Source organism: Megasphaera paucivorans, assembly GCF_900103535.1.
In the GTDB taxonomy this organism is placed as follows: Bacteria; Bacillota; Negativicutes; order Veillonellales; family Megasphaeraceae; genus Megasphaera_A; species Megasphaera_A paucivorans.
Window position 1 is genome coordinate 1 of the sequence record NZ_FNHQ01000045.1, and the last position, 17794, is coordinate 17794.

A 17794-nucleotide genomic window follows, 5' to 3' on the forward strand; every position below is an offset into this window, starting at 1 on the left:
GAATCGGGATGATAGCCGCCGTGAATGCAATCTGTTTCAAATCTCATAGAATAAATGCCTCCTTAATAAAATGGACAATAAAAAAGACGCCATGGCAGATGGCGTCGCAAAAGAGCGGGTGCGTGTTCATCTGCCGGATAAAATCCGCTGGAATTGGCACCTTCCCGTATGGGGGTTGCCGCAGCGTCATAGGGCCAGTCCCTCAGCTGCTCTGGATGAAAGAGTCGTATTGTATTATAAAAAATCATAACACAATATTAAGTTGTGTGAAGCATTATGATAGTCAAATTTTTTAAGTACCTCATAGTGCAGATCTCCTTGTGGGAACAAAAGAATGTAATAAAAAAACGTCATCGACGGATGACGTAAATACAAAGGTGTATACTAATATCATCGGTCAGGAAGAAATCCTGCTGGAATTGGCACCTTCCTATCAAGGAGGTTGCCGCAGCGTCATAGGGCCAGTCCCTCAGCTGCTCTGGATGAATATGTAATTGTGGTTATTAGACTACACTATTGCAATCAATTTGTCAAGAGGAAAACTATATTATGCAGAAATATAGGGAGCCTAGTGGTTAATATTACCATTCTATGATTTTTATGGAATTACTATTGCTAGGAAATGATTGATATATACAGTAGTCATTGTTTTATATTATCCTTTGAATACCTGTGTTATAATAAAAATAATAGGGTGAGGACGGGGATTGTACTGGGAAGAAAGGAGAAGATTAGCAGGTGTTATCACATTTGCAGTGGTTAGAGATTAATGATTTAATTTTATTGATTAACAGAACAGAAGATTTAAAAATGATGAGATTGTATTTTTTGGATGCTGTTAGGTTGATATTGCCTTACGATAAGGCTGTTTTTTATCTTTTTACGGAAGAAGAAAATGGTAGTATCACTTTGAAAGAGCCAGTTTTTAAAAATTTATCGACTGAAGCCGTAAAAGAGTACGAACGATTGATTAATTCAGATGTTATGGGTCGTCGTGTCATGAATTTGCGACGGACGACGGAGTATAGGAGTAGTGATTTAATTCAGCCAGTTCAAAGTGCAGCTGGAGATTTTTTTACAAAGAACAATATATTTTGGTATAGTGGTATTGTTATGGCGGATAAAGATATTTTATTAGGAGAAGTTATATTTTATCGCAGCAGAGACAAAAATGATTTTTCGGATACGGATTTAGAAATATTGAATATTTTAAAGGATCATTTTACCCTTCGCCTTAGCCGTGAGAAGGACAAATGCCTAACTGTAGGACGTGTGAATCCGTTGACTGCATTGGGTTTGACCGAACGAGAGTGCGAAATAACGGAACTCATTATGAGAAAGTTTTCTATTGAAGAAATTAGTGATAAGCTGGTTATCAGTCCATATACGACAAAAAAACACATCAATCATATTTATTGTAAATTACATGTGAAAAACAGATTGCAACTTTTGGATGTTGTACGGAATTGTAAAATTACGAACTAATTATATAGGAAATAGTTATCAAGATGAAATGTGCCCCAGATATTAAGACGATGATTTAATATCTGGGGTACATTTTATATGTTCATCAAAAGGAGTACAAAAGGAGTATAAAAAGAGTTAATTTAAAAAATATGCTTCTTAAATACTTCTGGAGAGTAATATCATTTAAAATGCCAATTTCATATAATTAATATAACAAATAAGCAAATAAGAGAACCCGATTACTTAGTAATAAAAGTTTGTATAGGTATTTAAGATGAAGACAAAAGATTATAAAAAAGTAAATATATAAATGCATACATTATTAAACAGGGAGGTTTTAGTATGTCAGCACAACAATATGCAAAGCGTGCCGGAATGACGATTGAGGAGTGGAAGAAAGCCACTAAATTCCGAGGTACAGATTTTGGCTGGGTCATTATGAACATTGGATTGGCTATTGGCGCAGGAACTGTTTTTTTGCCTTTACAGGTGGGTTTGGTAGGGATTTGGGTATTTATTTTAGCGGCTATTATAGGGTATCCGATTTTGTACCAATTCCAAAAGCTATATATTGACGTGTTAGTAGAATCACCTAAGTGTGAAGATTTTGCCGGTGTTATTTCAGGGTATTTAGGGCGAAGTGCAGGACTGTTGTTAGGGGCCTTATATTTTATTATGATGACTATTTTGATTTTTTTGTATTCAACAGCATTGACAAATGATAGTGCTTCATTTTTACAGACTTTTGGTGTGACACAAGAATTGCTTTCAAAAAATATTTTCTATGGGTTAGCCATCATTTGTTTTATGGTAGCCATTGCTTCCCAGGGAGAAAAGTTATTATTTAAAGTATCGTCTGCGATGGTTATTACTAAGTTGTGTGTTATTGCATTGCTGGGACTTGTTATGGTACAGTATTGGAATTTAGCTAATGTCCCGGCATTTCCAGAAGCAGGATACATGATTAAACAGAGTATTATTTTGCTGCCTCTTGTAGGACTTTCTATTACGTATTTAGGGAGTCTGAGTCCATTGGTTATTTATTACCGAAATCATACAGAAAATAAAGTTGTAGCTCACTATTTGTCATTACGTGCCAGCAATATAGCATATGTTGTGCTCCTGGTTGTTATCCTATTTTTTGCCTTTTCCTTTAATTTAGCGATTAGTCATGAACAGTCGGTACTTGCATACAAATCCAATATCTCCACATTGGCTATTGCAGCGAAGAATATGGATGGATCTCTAGTTAAAATTTTGAGCCTGATTCTAAATATATTTGCTATTGCTACCGCTTATTTTTCCGCATTTCTTGGATTTCGTGATTCTTGTAAGGGATTTGCCTTAAATATCTTGCAGCGATTTATTCCGGAAGATAGAATCAATATGAAAGCAATTAAATACGGAACGAGCTTATTTTGTATTGCTAGCTGCTGGGGGGTTATCATCCTGAATGCGCCGATTCTTACGATGGCAAATATTCTGGGACCTGCTATGGGTATTATTGGTTGTTTGCTGCCGGTATTCTTAGTGTATAAAATGTCGGAATTCAAAAAATACCGGGGCTGGCCTTGTTATACAATTACTATTATGGGAGTGTTGCTGCTTATCTCGCCATTCTTGGCCTTGTTCTAACATAAGCATAATTAGGTCTCAGCAATAATTGCATATATCTGCTAGTTTATTCGTGAAGTGAGTTCGAAAGGAGATTTTTTATTATGGAAAAAGGTTCTTCTACGATTTATGCACATACCGGTAATGGTGAATTGTGCTATGAAATGAATAAGGCATTGACGGTGCCGGAAACATTTCCGTTATATTTGTCCTCGGCATATATATTTGATTCTATTGAGCCTATTGATAAAATTATAGATGAAGGAGCCCCGGGATATGCATATTTTCGCCTTGGCAATCCAAATGCCGACGCAACAAGTCGTATCTTAGCTGCTGGTGATGGAGCAGAAAAAGGATTGATGTTTTCATCTGGAATGGCAGCTATTACAACGGCATTGCTGACCGTTTTAAATCCAGGTGATCATATTGTTGCATCGCCGGTTATTTACGGCGAAGCATATTACTACTTACAATATGAATTGAAACGCTGGGGGATTGAAACGACGTTTATTGATTTTTCGACACAGAATCCAGAAGATTACATTAAACCCAATACGAAGGTTATTTATGGGGAAACTATTGCGAATCCGCTCATGTCGGTACCAGATATTAGAGAGTTGGCGGATATAGCTCATCGACATAATGCCTTGTTATATATTGATAATACATTTGCCACATCGATTATAGCTCAGCCCATTAAATTGGGAGCTGATTTAGTTATTTATAGCGCAACTAAATATTTGGGGGGACATGATGATATTGTGGGTGGAGCCGTCGTGGGTTCGGAAAAACTTATCAAGAAAATAAATTTCTACCTTGGTTTGTATGGACCCACATTGGGAGCTACAGAAAGTTGGCTCTTAGCCCGCAGTTTACGGACACTGCCGATTCGTGTTAAAGCGATGTCGCAGAACGGACTGGCATTGGCAAAATTTCTTGAGTCCCATCCAAAGATTGAAAAGGTCTACTATCCGGGATTGGAATCTTCTCCATCTCATGTGTTAGCGGATAAACAATTTGAAGGTAATGGGTATGGCGGTATGTTAAGTGTCAATATAAAAGGTGGCGAAAAAGAGGTAAATACGTTGATTAAGGGATTGAAAATAGTACGTTTTGTACCAACGTTAGCTGGCGTAGGAACAACACTTACGTATCCACCTAAGGCTTCACACCGTGACCTTAGCGCCGCTGAATTAAAAGCGATTGGGATTACTTATGGTCAGATTCGCTTGTCATCTGGATTGGAAGATACAGAGGATCTCTTAAATGATTTTGATCAAGCATTGGCGAAAGTGTAGCGGAAAATATGATAGAAGGAGATTAATAACTAAAGAAACAAGTATTGTTCTGTATATGTAAAGAATGGTTATAACAAGACTGGCACATGGTGAAACCGGGGTAAGTAAAATTTCACTATGTGCTTGTTTTGATTTAAAACTAAATTTAAATACTATATAATTGTTTTATGTAAAAGTATAAAGGGCAGTGATTATAACAAGTATAAATGTATGCCTGTTGTTTATAAAAAATATGAGTGATAGCGAGTGAATCTGCGAGAATAGGAAATATGATAAAACGTTATTGATACCATATTGGTTAAAAAATTCTTGTTATTGCCATTTACTTATCAAGAAAATTAAAGAATTTTCTTGACAAATGATTGAATAACGTGTACCATATCGGTAAACATTAAAAATGCAATGACCAAAACAAGTATACATATACTAGTTTTCTACAGAAAACGCGAGTCATCGGCTGAGAACTTGCGGGAAAAACGGATATGATAGAATGCCTTTGAGAGCAGATTGATTGAAGATAGTAGATCTAATCCGGTTGCCGCCGTTAATGGAAATTAGTTTCAGCGAGTGCTGTAAACAGAGTGGAACCACGGACCACCGTCTCTGATAATAGAGATGGTGTATTTTTTTTAACCGTCTATTTTATTTATACTAGTATAAGTAAATATAATTAATACGATTTAAAAATAAAAACATCATGAACTTTTATATTGGTAATTAGTAGTAAGGAGGACACATGGTGAATATTAAGGAAAAAGTTGCTGTCGTTACAGGAGGAAGTCAGGGGATTGGTAGAGCTACAGCTCTTAATTTGGCAAGTCATGGAGCTTATGTAGTAATTATTGCGAGAAATGCTGCTTTATGTGAAAAAACTGTTCAATATATTAATTCTTATTATCCACAAAGAGCGTCCTATTATGTATTGGATATTACTAATCAGGAAAAAGTGAATTTTACTATAAAAAAAATTTATCAGTGTTTTGGTCACATTGATATTTTAGTAAATAACGCAGGTGTTTGCAGTCTTTCCTTGCCATTTGAAGAGTTATCGATTGAAAATTGGAATTATGTTATGAATGTTAACACAACTGGGCTTATGTATTGTGTCAAAGCGGTTATCCCCATATTAAAAAAGCAATATACTGGAAAGATTGTGAATGTGACATCTCTTGCTGGTGAAGTTGGAGGTATTGCTACATCTGCTGATTATGTTGCAAGCAAAGCGGCTATTATAGGAATAACGAAATCGTTAGCTCGTTACTTAGGGCCTTATAAAATCAACGTTAATGCAGTTGCTCCTGGATATGTAGCTACTCGTATGACTGAAAAAATGTCAATCCCTTTAGATACTATTCCCCTAAGGCGTATTGCGACTCCAGATGATATAGCAAGAGGAATTACATTTTTAGCATCTGAGGATGCTGATTATATTACGGGTATAACATTGGATATAAATGGTGGAATATATATGAAATAATTTAATATAAGAATTTTGGAATTTTAATTTGGGCCCAGTATGATAAAAAGGAGGCAATGAGCAATGAATATCGTTATTGTTGGTGGAAATGATTGCATGGTATGCAGATATAAAAATATTTGTAAAAAATTTGATCGAAAAGCTAAAATATTTACACAAGTACCAGGCAATTTTAAATCTAAAATTGGATCGCCTGATTTAATTATATTATTTACTAATACCGTAAGTCATAGCATGGTACATTGTGCCTTAAAAGAGGCACAAAAGAAAAATACCGTTGTCCTTCGGTCTCATACCAGTAGTTCGACTGCATTAAAGACACTATTAATGGATCATTTTGAAAACATAAATTTGCAAAACCATCATGATGGACAAATATATGTTAGATAAATAATTTGAATAAGTCGATGGGCTGATACGATTCTAATCAACGGGTAATAAAAAATATTTTTATGTAAAAAATAAACTTGACAAAATACAATAAAAAGTGTACCATATCGATAAACATTAGAAATGCGATGATTAAAACAAGTACATTGTATAAAGATACTACAGAGATGTGAGCCATAGGCTGAAAGCTTGCAGATGTCAGATACAATGGAATGCCTTTAGGAGCAGAACGGTTGAACTTAAGTAGACCGTATCCGGATGCCGCCGTTAACGGAAATAGTGCAGCGAATGCTGCAAATAGAGTGGAACCACGGACCACCGTCTCTGATAGTAGAGATGGGGTCTTTTTTTGTATCTTTTATTAAGCAATTTATGGGAGGACATGACATGGATGCACAAGAAAAATACGAAAAACTGCAGCAAATATTGCAAAATATGCAGAGTGTAGTAATTGCTCTTTCCGGAGGTGTAGATAGTACGTTTTTATCATATGCAGCACATCTTGTATTAGGGGGTAATGCTATTGCTATTACAGCGGTATCGCCTACTTTTCCCAAGCGAGAAGAAAAAGATGCAAAAAAAATGGCAAGGGAGATAGGAATTCAACATTTACTAGTGCAGACAGCAGAATTTGATAATGATGATTTTGTTAAAAATCCTCAAAATCGTTGTTATATATGTAAAAAAATACGTTTTGAATCACTCGTAAAATGGGCTAAAGAAAATGATTATAAATGGGTTATTGACGGAGGAAACGTAGATGATTTGGATGATTATCGTCCAGGGATGAAAGCATTGCAGGAGTTAGATATAGTTCGCAGCCCTATGATAGAAGCAGGACTTCAAAAAAAGGATATTCGCCAGCTTTCAAAATATGTTGGACTTTCTACATGGAATAAACAGAGTGCAGCTTGTCTTGCCAGCAGATTTCCTTACGGAATTCCATTAATTCCTAAAAAACTCGCAATGGTAGAACAAGCTGAAGAATTTCTCATTCCTTTATTGCAAGGGGGAAATTTGCGGGTACGATATCATGATGGGGGCGCACGCATTGAAGTGGATCAAAGCAATATGAATATTGTATGGGAAAATAAGGATAGTATCGACCAAACGTTAAAACAATATGGATTTCATTATGTAGCATTAGATTTGGCTGGGTATAGAATGGGAAGCTTAAATATTATTGATACGTAGGTGAAAAACTACATTTATTTTTTTGATATAATTCTTAAAAATAAACATATGGACATATATAAGTAAATGCCATGACCAAAACAAGTACACGTATTCTAGTGTCCTACAGAGAACGCAAGCCATAGGCTGAGAGCTTGCGGGAAAGACAGATACGATGGAATGCCTTTGAGAGCAGAACGACCGAAGATAGTAGGCCGAATCCGGTTGCCGCCGTTAATGGAAATAGTTGCAGCGATTGCTGTAAACAGAGTGGAACCACGGACCACCGTCTCTGATTGTAGAGATGGTGGTTTTTTGTCTCTATAAAGAGTGATTATATTACATCTAAATTAAACGAGGAGGTGGAACAATGGAATCCATTACGAAAATCATATGTTGCGGGAAAATATAATTAATGTTATGACACTGTAATTTCATAACATACAACCAAAATCATCAAGAGCAGCAGAGGGACTGGCCCAATGAAGCTGCGGCAACCTCTGAAACAGAAAGGTGCCAATTCCGACAGAATAATATCTGACAGATGAGTCATATCATGCGCGTATTTCATACGTGTTTTTGTGGCACCGTCTGTATAGCAGAGGGTGTTTTTTTTATTCAACGAATGTTTTAGGAGGCTGATCTTTATGAGTGAAAATCGACAGTATAAATTTGAAACCTTGCAATTGCATGTAGGACAAGAAGCGGCGGATCCGGCAACAGATTCGCGAGCGGTACCTATTTACCAAACGACATCCTATGTGTTCCATAATTCTCAGCATGCGGCAGATAGATTTGCATTAAAGGATGCAGGAAATGTATATGGACGATTAACGAATCCAACGGAAGATGTACTTGAAAAAAGAATTGCGGCATTAGAAGGTGGCGTGGCGGCTTTGGCGACTGCCTCCGGTGCCGCGGCTGTGACATATTCTCTGCAAGCTTTGGCACATGCAGGGCAGCATATTGTTGCAGCGACTACGATATACGGTGGTACATATAATCTGTTGCAGCATACTTTCCCCAATCAAGGCATTACAACTACTTTTGTGGATCCTACGAAAGGCGTACACGGATTTGAAGCTGCCGTACGGGATAATACGCGAGCCATTTTTATTGAAAGTATAGGAAATCCGAATGCAAATCTTATTGACATTGAATCGGTTGCTGCGATTGCACACAATCATGGAATTCCGTTAGTAGTTGACAGTACCTTCGCAACACCGTATCAGTTAAAACCATTTGATTATGGTGCAGATATCGTGGTTCATTCTGCCACAAAATTCATAGGGGGGCATGGGACAACGTTAGGAGGAATTATTGTTGACGGAGGTCGATTTGATTGGATCAGTTCTGGTAAATTTCCTCATCTTGTGGAACCCAACAGCAGTTATCATGGCTTGAGTTTTGCTAAAGACGTAGGGGCGGCTGCTTATATCGTATATATTCGGACACTGCTCTTGCGAGATACGGGGGCGACAATATCTCCATTTAATGCGTTTCTTTTGCTGCAGGGAGTCGAAACATTATCATTACGAGTGGAACGCCATGTAGAAAATGCACTGAGAGTCGTGGAATATTTGAGTAAAAATCCTAAAGTTGTCAAGGTAAATCATCCCGCCATTGTTAATCACGCGGATCATGAGTTATATAAAAACTATTTTCCCAATGGAGGAATTTCTATTTTCACCTTTGAAATACAAGGAGGTCAAGCAGAGGCACATAAATTTATTGATCATTTGAAAATTTTTTCTCTTCTGGCAAATGTGGCAGATGTTAAATCGTTGGTAATTCATCCGGCCAGTACGACACATTCGCAGTTGAATGAAGAAGAACTCTTGGAAAGTGGTATTACTCCCAGTACTATCCGTTTATCTATCGGGACAGAGCATATTGATGATATTATTTATGATCTGGATCAGGCGTTTGCGGCTATATAGTTTGGAAATAAAAAAAGGTATATAACAAATTCAGTTATAATACATGTGATTTTTCTTTGTGTGAATAAGTAGAGAGTATAAAAATATTAAATTCATACTCTCTACTAAAATTTTATTGAAATCAGGTGAATAGATATGACCACGGTTAATCAAACACAAATACTGCAGGGACGAGTTCCCAATCTTTTAAAAAGTGAAGACTGGTGGGCGGTGTGGATTGGATTCTTTATTTCCTTATTGGGAGCGGGTCAGATTTGGAATACCGATTTATTGGGATGGGTTTCTCAATATGGGACGTGGCTTAATCCAGGAAAAGCTATCCAAGCTAACTCTCAGGCCTATGCAGCATTAGGCGGAATTGGATCTGCTATTGCAACATATATATTTATTTTGATAATTACAGCTGTAGGCGCTTATTTTATGGGGAGTAATATTCGTAAATTTATTATAGGATTTACTTTTATTTATTGGTTTACGGCCATTACAAATGTTTTAGGTAATTATGCATATCTAGCGGCAACACCGAGTAATCGAGACAATTTTGGTATTTCCTGGTCTTTGAGTTTAGGGGAATTAGGTTTTGTTTTTGCACTTATTGCGGGACTTATTATCAGTAATTTTTTTCCTAAATTGACAGATTTTTTATCTAGTGCGGCCAAACCGGAATGGTATATTAAGACAGGTATAGTCATTCTTGGAATGAATATTGGAATTCAAACTATTGGGGCTCTAAGTTTGGCGGGCACGGTTATTGTCCGGGGAATTTGCGCAGTGATTGAAGCATATCTGATTTATTGGCCTGTTGTGTATTTTGTTGCACGTAAGTATTTTAAATTTACTCCGGAATGGGCTGCTCCGTTGGCATCAGGTATTTCTATTTGTGGAGTAGCAGCGGCTATTGCAACTGGCAGTGCCATTCGTTCACGCACGATAATTCCTACCATTTTAGCATCTGTTATTATTGTATTTGTTGCTTTTGAATTATTAGTGCTTCCTTTTGTTGCTTCAAATTTCCTGGTTAGTGAACCTATGGTTGCCGGTTCTTGGTTGGGCTTGGTAGTCAAGAGTGATGGGGGTGCCGTTGCCAGCGGAGCTGTTGCCGATACGCTGATTCGTAACAATGCATTTGCACAGTATGGTATCCAATATCAAGAAGGCTGGGTTCTTATGGCTACGACGACGGCAAAATTATTCATTGATGTTTTTATTGGCATATGGGCTTTTATTTTAGCTGCTATTTGGTCTATTTATCATTTGAACGACAAAAATGATATTCAAACAGGGACTTATTCCATATCAAAAAAAGAAATATGGCAGCGTTTTCCTAAATTTATTATTGGTTTTGTTGTAACCTTTTTGGTCATATTTTTAGCAGGGGCCTATGAACCGGAAATTGTTAAAGCGGCAAAAGCAGGTGCCGGACAAGCAAATTTATTGCGCAGTGTTTTCTTTGGTTTATGTTTCTTTTCTATTGGCCTTATTACAAACGTACGCAAGCTTTGGCATGCAGGGTTAGGGCGTGTTATTGGTGTCTACGTTGTTGCTTTGTTTGGTTTTATCATTTGGGTGGGGTTATTTATTTCATGGCTGTTTTATCATGGTATTGTACCGCCGACAGTTTAGTGTTTAGTAGTATTTAATAGAGCGTTAGAAAGGTGGAATTTATATGACTCAAAGTACAGTAAGTTCAGCAACACAGCAGTATAAATCAGGTATCAAGGAAAATAGTATCCTGCAGGAGGAAGAATGGTTTGATTTGCAGCCTATTGAAAAGAAGCTTTGTGTATATTCACTAGGACTTGGTATTTTGCTATTATTTATATTCATTTTATTATTTGAAGTATTGTAATCGATGATACACAGGAGAATAAAGAATGACTATCAGAGTAAACGGTAAGGAGATAACACTGGAAAAATCTGTCAATATAGATGATCTTCTCGTTATTGCTAAGGCAGAAGCACCTCTTTACGTATCGGTACAGCTCAATGAAAATTTTGTGAAGCGCCAAAATTTTGCTGTAACTTTTGTGAAAGAAAATGATGTTGTTGAGTTTCTTTATTTTATGGGAGGCGGGGAACGTTGAGTTTGACTGATAAACAATTGGAACGGTACTCCAGACATATTATCTTAAAAGAAATAGGCGGAAAAGGACAACAAAAAATACTCAATGGTAAGGTGTTGATTATTGGGGCAGGTGGACTGGGGGCACCTGCCGCAATGTATCTGGCGGCGGCTGGTGTAGGTACGATCGGTATTGTTGATGATGATAGAGTAGATCTTTCTAATCTGCAACGTCAGATTATTTATCAGACAGAGGATGTTGGTAAGAAGAAAGTGTTTTCAGCGGCAGAAACTATTAAAAGCATGAATTCTGATGTTAAGGTCATTCCGTATGCAGAACGAGTGGATTCAAAAAATATCATGGATATCATCCATGATCAGGACTATGATTTTATCATTGATGGGACGGACAACTTTCCTGTGAAATTCCTTATTAATGATGCCTGTGTTTTTTTGAACAAGCCTTTTTCTCATGCAGGTATTATTCGATTTCAGGGACAGACAATGACATATCTTCCTCATCAAGGGCCGTGCTATCGCTGTATTTTTGAAACCCCGCCACCGCCAGATGTAGTGCCGACTTGCAAACAGGCAGGTGTTCTCGGGGTCATGGGTGGAGTTATTGGAAGCATTCAAGCCACTGAGGCGCTGAAATATATTCTTGGAGTTGGTCATTTACTTAATGGATATTTGTTGATTTATGATGCGTTGACTATGACATTCCGCAAAGTACAAATTAATCATAATGAACATTGTACCGTTTGCGGTGATATACCCAGTATTACAACACTCATTGACTATGAAATTTCCGGCTGCAGTTGGAAAAGAGGTTAAAATGGTTATCATAACACGTACTGCTTATAATTGTATTATTGCCAATGCAATACAGCATGTACCCAATGAAATCTGTGGGTTATTAGCAGGTTTTATTGACGGTACAACGAAAATTGTTCGCAACGTATATTTTTTGAAAAACGTAGATCACAGTCCGGCGCATTTTACGATGGATGTTGCAGAACAATTTGATGCGTTAAAGGACATGAGGCAGCAACATTTGGTTATGTTGGGGAATTTTCATAGCCATCCAGCAACACCGCCGCGGCCGTCGGAAGAGGATAAACGAATGGCGTATGATTCGGTTGCCAGTTATATTATCGTATCGTTGGCATCGGCCGAACCAGTTATGAAAAGTTTTCATATTGAACGCGGCATAACGACAGAGGAAAAATTAATAATTAGAAAGGAAAAATCTGATGACTGATATCAATTTTGCCGAATTGAAAAAAGGCGGATTTATGAAGCAAAAACAAAAAGATTACTTCTCTATGCGGCTTAAAACTATAGGCGGACAAGTCACGGCAGAACAACTGGAAACGATTCAATTAGTCTCGCAAAAATATGGAAAGGGTTATATTCATCTTACTTCGCGGCAGGGGATAGAAATACCATTCATTGGTACTGAAAATATAGATGCCGTCAAACGAGAATTAGCAGCCGGCGGTGTTCAAAATGGTGTATGCGGAGCGCGGCTCCGTACCATTACGGCCTGTCAAGGTAGTGTTATTTGCCCTTCAGGACTTATTGACACACAACAACTTGCAGAAGACTGTGATCATCGTTATGGAGGACGAGAATTTCCCTGTAAATTTAAAATTGGCATTACAGGTTGTCCCAATAACTGCTTAAAAGCCGAAGAAAATGATTTAGGTATCAAAGGTGGAATTATTCCACAATGGAATGCAGAAAAATGCATTTTTTGCGGAGTGTGTGTGCCGGTATGCCCAACAAAGGCAATTACAGTAGATAAAGACACTCATACCTTAGCTTTTATCGAAGAGAAATGCTGTTATTGCGGGGCATGTTTTAAAAGCTGTCCGGCTTCCGCATGGGGGGGACAAAGTGGATATGTCGTATCGTTAGGGGGACTCTATGGAAAACAAATTGCAATTGGCAAACATATCCTGCCAATTATTTCTAATGCTGAAACATTACATAAAGTGATAACAGTTACCTTGGACTTTTTTGCTTCTCATGCGAAGCAGGGAGAACGGTTTGCTAAAACGTTGGATCGTGTAGGCTGGAATACTTTGAAAGCAGCTATTGAGGAGATATTGTAATGAAAGCAGATAATATAATTGATATTACTAACGTGGTTTGCCCTGTTACCTTTGTCAAATTAAAGATAGAGTTGGAAAATATGAAAACAGGGAAAATTTTGGAAGTCATCCTTAATGAGGGAGAACCCATTGCCAATATACCGCGCAGCCTGAAAGATGAGGGCCATAAAATTATCGATGTTACAAACAATGATAATGGGACATATACATTATTTGTAAAAAAAGACGGATTAGTGTAATCATGTTGTTAAAAAAAGGGAAATAACTGTTTTTATTCTGATGATAGCATTCTGAAATGTAGAAAATAAGATGAGAGACACTTATTCTATTATATTTATTAAATAGGCACAAAAAAGGCTGTGAGTCAATATATAACTCACAGCCTTTTTTGTGAGGAGTTATCTTGTAAGTTCCACTTTTTTTTCTGTAAATAAATCTACTATTTCTGAGATAGGAGAAAAACCTAATCCGGGTTTTGTTGGCACATGAATCATTGCGTGAGAGTTAATCGTTGTGGAAGGAACTACAAGGTCGTATAGCCAATAGCGATCTGATGCGGGAATATCATTAGGAAAACGATAATTGGGCAAAGAAGCAATTGCAATATTAAAGGAGCGGGCAATTCCTGTGTCAAGCATGCCGCCGCACCAGACTGGAACATTATTTTTTGTGCAGATATCATGGATACGTTTTGCTTCCGTTAAACCACCAACGCGAGCTATTTTAATATTAATAGTCCGACAACTGCCTAGCTCTATTGCTTTACGGGCATCTTCAGCGGAGTCAATGGACTCATCTAAACAAATCCTAGTTTTTAAGATTTTTTGCAAATGACGATGATCAACAATATCATCACTAGCTAACGGTTGTTCAATCATCAATAAATCATATTGGTCTAATTCTTTGAAAATATCAATATCAGCCAGTGTGTATGCTGAATTGGCATCCACCATAAGCATAATGTCGCCAAATTCCTTGCGTACTTTTTCAATATAAGTTACATCATACCCTGGTTTTATTTTGCATTTTATACGACGATACCCATGACGCAGATATTTTTCAATAGTTCGACAGAGATCATCTGGTGTTTTTTCTATACCTAAACTGACACCTGTTTCGACTTCATTTCGGGTTCCGCCTAACGCTTTAGAAAGACTTAGTCCTTGCTCCTGAGCGTATAAATCCCATAGAGCACAATCTACTGCAGAACGAGCCATTCTATTTCGACGAATCCAGGAAGTGTCATTAAAAAAAACTTCTGGTGTTGGAATGTGGTTATATTCTAAGAGGGCGGGGGCAAGAAAATTTTTTATAACTTCAAATGCACCATCTCTGGTTTCTTCATTATACCAAGGCTTATCTAATGCAGAACAATCACCATAGCCAATCCCTTCCGTAGTATGTATTTCTATCATGGAAAACTTTTTTCTTGTTGTGATGCCAAAGCTGGTACGAAATCCTGATTTCATATCTTGGTACATTTTTCGTAAAATAATTTTTTTGATTTTCATAATGAGTTACCGCCCTTTAATAATGTTGAATGTTTTTTGTATTACCATACAGGAACAAGGGCTCCAGGGAAGTTCTCATTAATGTATTTTTTGACAGCCTCAGATTGGAATGCTTTGACAAACTTTTGATAAGCAGGATTATCTTTGTCTTCAGGACGAGCGGCAATTATATTAACATAAGGACTTGTATTATCTTCTACCGCGATAGCATCTTTTTGACTGTTTAAGCCAGCAGAAATAGCATACCCCGCATTGATAATAGAAGCATCCGTATCATCAAGAGAACGGGGAAGCTGAGCAGCTTCCAGCTCGATAATATGCAGCTGTTTGGGATTATCTACAATATCCTGAACTGTAATTTTTGTTGGGTCTTTTTCTTCCGCTAATTTTATCCAGCCTTGTTTTTGTAACAGCTGCAGAGCACGACCGCCATTCGAAGGATCATTTGGAATGGCAATTTTTGCGCCGTTAGGAATTTCTGTAGTAGATTTATATTTATGAGAATAAAGCCCTAATGGAGCTAAATAGGTTTTTCCTATACTGATAAGATGGGTGCCATTTTTTTCATTGAAAGAATTTAAAAATGGTTGATGCTGAAATGCGTTTAAATCAATATCTCCGTTTGCTAATGCTTGATCAGGGGTAATATAGTCAGAAAACGTTTTAACATGTATTTTGAGACCTTGTTTATCTGCTTCTTTAGCAACGACTTCTAAAATTTGTTCACTAGAGCCAGGAGTGACCCCTACAGTGATTTCCTTTTTTTCTTGTGATGCAGAATTAATATTTTGATTATCGCAGCCAGAAAACAAGCTAGCTGTAGTAATCAGTACAAAGGTAATAATTGCAATTTTTTTTAAATTCATAATGGATTCTCCTTTTGATTTCAAATAACTCTTCTTTTTATAATGCTTTTCATATGTTCCAGCCTGTTTAGTGCTTCATATAGTGTGGCGTCATCTTTGGCAAAATGTAAACGAATCAAATAGTTGACCGGTTCTTTGAAAAAAGATGAACCAGGCACAGCACCTATACCAACATCTCTTGCTAATACTTCGCAGAATTCCAAATCATCGGTAAAACCAAATTCGGATATATCCAGAAGAACGTAATACGCTCCTTGTGGATTAGTATGAATGATGCCTAAGCTATCTAATCCGTCAAGTAAAATATTTTTTTTATGTGTATATAAAGCTAATAAATCGTCATAATACTGTTGTGAAAATTTAAATCCAATGTAGGCAGCTTCTTGAAGCGGACTAGCAGCACCTACTGTTAAGAAATCATGTATTTTTCTTGCTCCTTCAATAATTGAAGGCGGTGCCGTAATGTGTCCCAAACGCCAACCTGTAATGGAGTATGTTTTTGAGAGTGAACTACATGTTAATGTGCGTTCATACATGCCTGGTAAAGAAGCAAAGTATGTGTGAACATTTGGTTTATATACGATATGTTCATATACTTCATCGGTAATTACATAAGTATCATATTTATCGGCTAGAGTAGCTATATATTCTAATTCTTTTCTTGTAAATACTTTTCCGCAGGGATTAGAAGGATTGCATAGAATGAGAGCTTTAGGATGTTGTTGAAACGCGGCCTCTAATTCATCGGGATTAAAGGTGAATTCTGGTGGGTTTAAAGATACATAAATTGGTTCAGCACCAGAAAGTATAGTATCTGCTCCATAATTTTCGTAAAAAGGAGAAAATATAATTACTTTTTCTCCTGGATTCACAAGAGTCATAATTGCAACCATCATAGCTTCCGTACTGCCACAAGTAACAACAATTTCAGAGTTTGGGTCAATAGTACGACCCAACAGACGAGACCGATATTCTGCTAAAGCATCTCGAAAATTTTGAGCGCCCCAGGTTATAGCATATTGATGAGGACCGTTGTGAGCAACTTCCGCTAATCGATCTAAAATAGGTTTTGGAGGTTGAAAATCAGGAAATCCCTGTGATAAATTAATGGCATTATATGTTGCCGAAATGCGTGTCATACGACGAATGACAGAATCTGTAAATAACGATATTTTTTTAGATAATTCTTGCATATAGATTCCCTCTTTGTTTTGTATTATGTAGTGTGATTGCTATAATTTATATACCTTGGCGATTTGTTACGTTATCAAAATTCATAAGAGTCACTCCTTTTTGGTTATGCCAGTGCTTGTTTTAAGTCGGCGATCAAGTCGTTTACATTTTCTAAACCGACAGAAAGACGCAATAATTTTTCGTTGATGCCTTTGGCAAAGCATTCTTCTTTGGGAACATCGCAGTGTGTTTGCAGCAGCGGATAGGTGATCAATGATTCCGTACCGCCCAGACTTTCTGCAAACAGAATCAGTTTGACCCGTTGCAGAAGATTCACAGCAGTTTCTTCGGTATCTACTTCAAAGGAAATCATGCCGCCGAAGCCGGTTGTCTGCTTGGTATTGATTTCATAGCGGGGAGAGGAAGCTATCCCGGGATAATATATTTTCCGTATAGCCGGCTGCTTACTCAGCCATTTAGCGATGCGCAGCGCAGAGGCGGCATGGCGGTCCATCCGCAGCGGCAATGTTTTCAGACCGCGGCTGACGACCCAACAGTCGAAGGGAGATAGACAGGCGCCGATCGTTTTATGGAGAAAATGCAGCCGTTCGGCCTGTTCTTTATGAGCGGTGACAAGAAATCCTGCTAATACATCGTTATGTCCGGCCAGATATTTTGTGCCGCTGTGGACGACGATATCGGCACC

18 protein-coding genes, 3 riboswitches and 3 other annotated features are annotated in these 17794 nt (G+C 37.5%); of the genes, 14 read left to right on the forward strand and 4 right to left on the reverse strand.

What is annotated here, in order from left to right:
* Nucleotides 1–123: 123 nt before the first annotated feature.
* Nucleotides 124–222: riboswitch (SAM riboswitch) on the reverse strand.
* 165 nt (nt 223–387) lie between these two features.
* Nucleotides 388–489: riboswitch (SAM riboswitch) on the reverse strand.
* Nucleotides 490–738: 249 nt separating this feature from the next.
* From BLR11_RS12825 to BLR11_RS12890, 14 genes are all read left to right on the forward strand, one after another.
* On the forward strand, nt 739–1485 hold the full coding sequence (locus tag BLR11_RS12825; RefSeq protein ID WP_091652825.1) for a helix-turn-helix domain-containing protein: 747 nt from the start codon (nt 739–741) through the stop codon (nt 1483–1485).
* A gap of 324 nt (nt 1486–1809) precedes the next feature.
* The gene (locus BLR11_RS12830; protein ID WP_176762997.1) at nt 1810–3102 is read left to right on the forward strand and encodes an amino acid permease; all 1293 of its coding nucleotides are present in this window, start codon (nt 1810–1812) and stop codon (nt 3100–3102) included.
* Nucleotides 3103–3185: 83 nt separating this feature from the next.
* A complete protein-coding gene (locus BLR11_RS12835; RefSeq protein ID WP_091652828.1) occupies nt 3186–4379 on the forward strand; it encodes a trans-sulfuration enzyme family protein in 1194 nt (397 codons plus the stop codon).
* A gap of 393 nt (nt 4380–4772) precedes the next feature.
* Nucleotides 4773–4987 (forward strand) — a binding site (T-box leader).
* Between the two features lie 128 nt (nt 4988–5115).
* Nucleotides 5116–5856: an SDR family NAD(P)-dependent oxidoreductase gene (locus BLR11_RS12840; RefSeq protein WP_091652830.1), complete on the forward strand. Its 741-nt coding sequence runs from the start codon at nt 5116–5118 to the stop codon at nt 5854–5856.
* A 63-nt stretch (nt 5857–5919) separates the two neighbouring features.
* Nucleotides 5920–6246: a DUF2325 domain-containing protein gene (locus BLR11_RS12845; protein WP_091652833.1), complete on the forward strand. Its 327-nt coding sequence runs from the start codon at nt 5920–5922 to the stop codon at nt 6244–6246.
* 119 nt (nt 6247–6365) lie between these two features.
* Nucleotides 6366–6575, forward strand: a binding site (T-box leader).
* Nucleotides 6576–6633: 58 nt separating this feature from the next.
* A complete protein-coding gene (gene larE / locus BLR11_RS12850; RefSeq protein WP_218118821.1) occupies nt 6634–7440 on the forward strand; it encodes an ATP-dependent sacrificial sulfur transferase LarE in 807 nt (268 codons plus the stop codon).
* Nucleotides 7441–7502: 62 nt separating this feature from the next.
* Nucleotides 7503–7716: a binding site (T-box leader), on the forward strand.
* Between the two features lie 153 nt (nt 7717–7869).
* A riboswitch (SAM riboswitch) is annotated at nt 7870–7970 on the forward strand.
* Between the two features lie 96 nt (nt 7971–8066).
* Nucleotides 8067–9359: an O-acetylhomoserine aminocarboxypropyltransferase/cysteine synthase family protein gene (locus BLR11_RS12855; protein WP_091652836.1), complete on the forward strand. Its 1293-nt coding sequence runs from the start codon at nt 8067–8069 to the stop codon at nt 9357–9359.
* A gap of 135 nt (nt 9360–9494) precedes the next feature.
* Nucleotides 9495–10982, forward strand: a complete 1488-nt coding sequence (locus BLR11_RS12860) for a putative sulfate exporter family transporter (RefSeq protein WP_091652839.1) — start codon at nt 9495–9497, stop codon at nt 10980–10982.
* A 43-nt stretch (nt 10983–11025) separates the two neighbouring features.
* Entirely contained in the window at nt 11026–11208 is a 183-nt protein-coding gene (locus tag BLR11_RS12865) for a hypothetical protein (RefSeq protein WP_091652842.1), read from the forward strand.
* 25 nt (nt 11209–11233) lie between these two features.
* Nucleotides 11234–11443, forward strand: coding sequence for a sulfur carrier protein ThiS (gene thiS / locus BLR11_RS12870; RefSeq protein ID WP_091652846.1), 210 nt, complete (start codon nt 11234–11236; stop codon nt 11441–11443).
* Nucleotides 11440–12255 (forward strand): HesA/MoeB/ThiF family protein, encoded by an 816-nt coding sequence (locus BLR11_RS12875; RefSeq protein WP_091652849.1) that lies wholly within the window; start codon nt 11440–11442, stop codon nt 12253–12255. The genes thiS and BLR11_RS12875 overlap by 4 nt, the downstream gene beginning before the upstream one ends.
* A 1-nt stretch (nt 12256) precedes the next feature.
* A complete protein-coding gene (locus BLR11_RS12880; protein WP_091652852.1) occupies nt 12257–12682 on the forward strand; it encodes a M67 family metallopeptidase in 426 nt (141 codons plus the stop codon).
* Nucleotides 12675–13538 (forward strand): 4Fe-4S binding protein, encoded by an 864-nt coding sequence (locus BLR11_RS12885; protein WP_091652855.1) that lies wholly within the window; start codon nt 12675–12677, stop codon nt 13536–13538. Before BLR11_RS12880 ends, BLR11_RS12885 begins: the two co-directional genes overlap by 8 nt.
* Complete coding sequence (locus tag BLR11_RS12890) at nt 13538–13777, forward strand: sulfurtransferase TusA family protein (protein WP_091652858.1); 240 nt, start codon at nt 13538–13540, stop codon at nt 13775–13777. The genes BLR11_RS12885 and BLR11_RS12890 overlap by 1 nt, the downstream gene beginning before the upstream one ends.
* Before the next feature lie 159 nt (nt 13778–13936).
* Here BLR11_RS12890 and menC read toward each other — a convergent pair whose 3' ends face one another.
* From menC to BLR11_RS12910, 4 genes are all read right to left on the reverse strand, one after another.
* A complete protein-coding gene (gene menC, locus BLR11_RS12895; protein ID WP_091652861.1) occupies nt 13937–15049 on the reverse strand; it encodes an o-succinylbenzoate synthase in 1113 nt (370 codons plus the stop codon).
* Between the two features lie 41 nt (nt 15050–15090).
* The gene (locus tag BLR11_RS12900) at nt 15091–15915 is read right to left on the reverse strand and encodes a MetQ/NlpA family ABC transporter substrate-binding protein (protein WP_091652864.1); all 825 of its coding nucleotides are present in this window, start codon (nt 15913–15915) and stop codon (nt 15091–15093) included.
* A gap of 20 nt (nt 15916–15935) precedes the next feature.
* Nucleotides 15936–17108, reverse strand: coding sequence for a pyridoxal phosphate-dependent aminotransferase (locus BLR11_RS12905; protein ID WP_091652867.1), 1173 nt, complete (start codon nt 17106–17108; stop codon nt 15936–15938).
* A 104-nt stretch (nt 17109–17212) separates the two neighbouring features.
* The coding region (locus BLR11_RS12910; protein ID WP_143006444.1) for a trans-sulfuration enzyme family protein at nt 17213–17794 on the reverse strand (582 nt) is incomplete at its 5' end.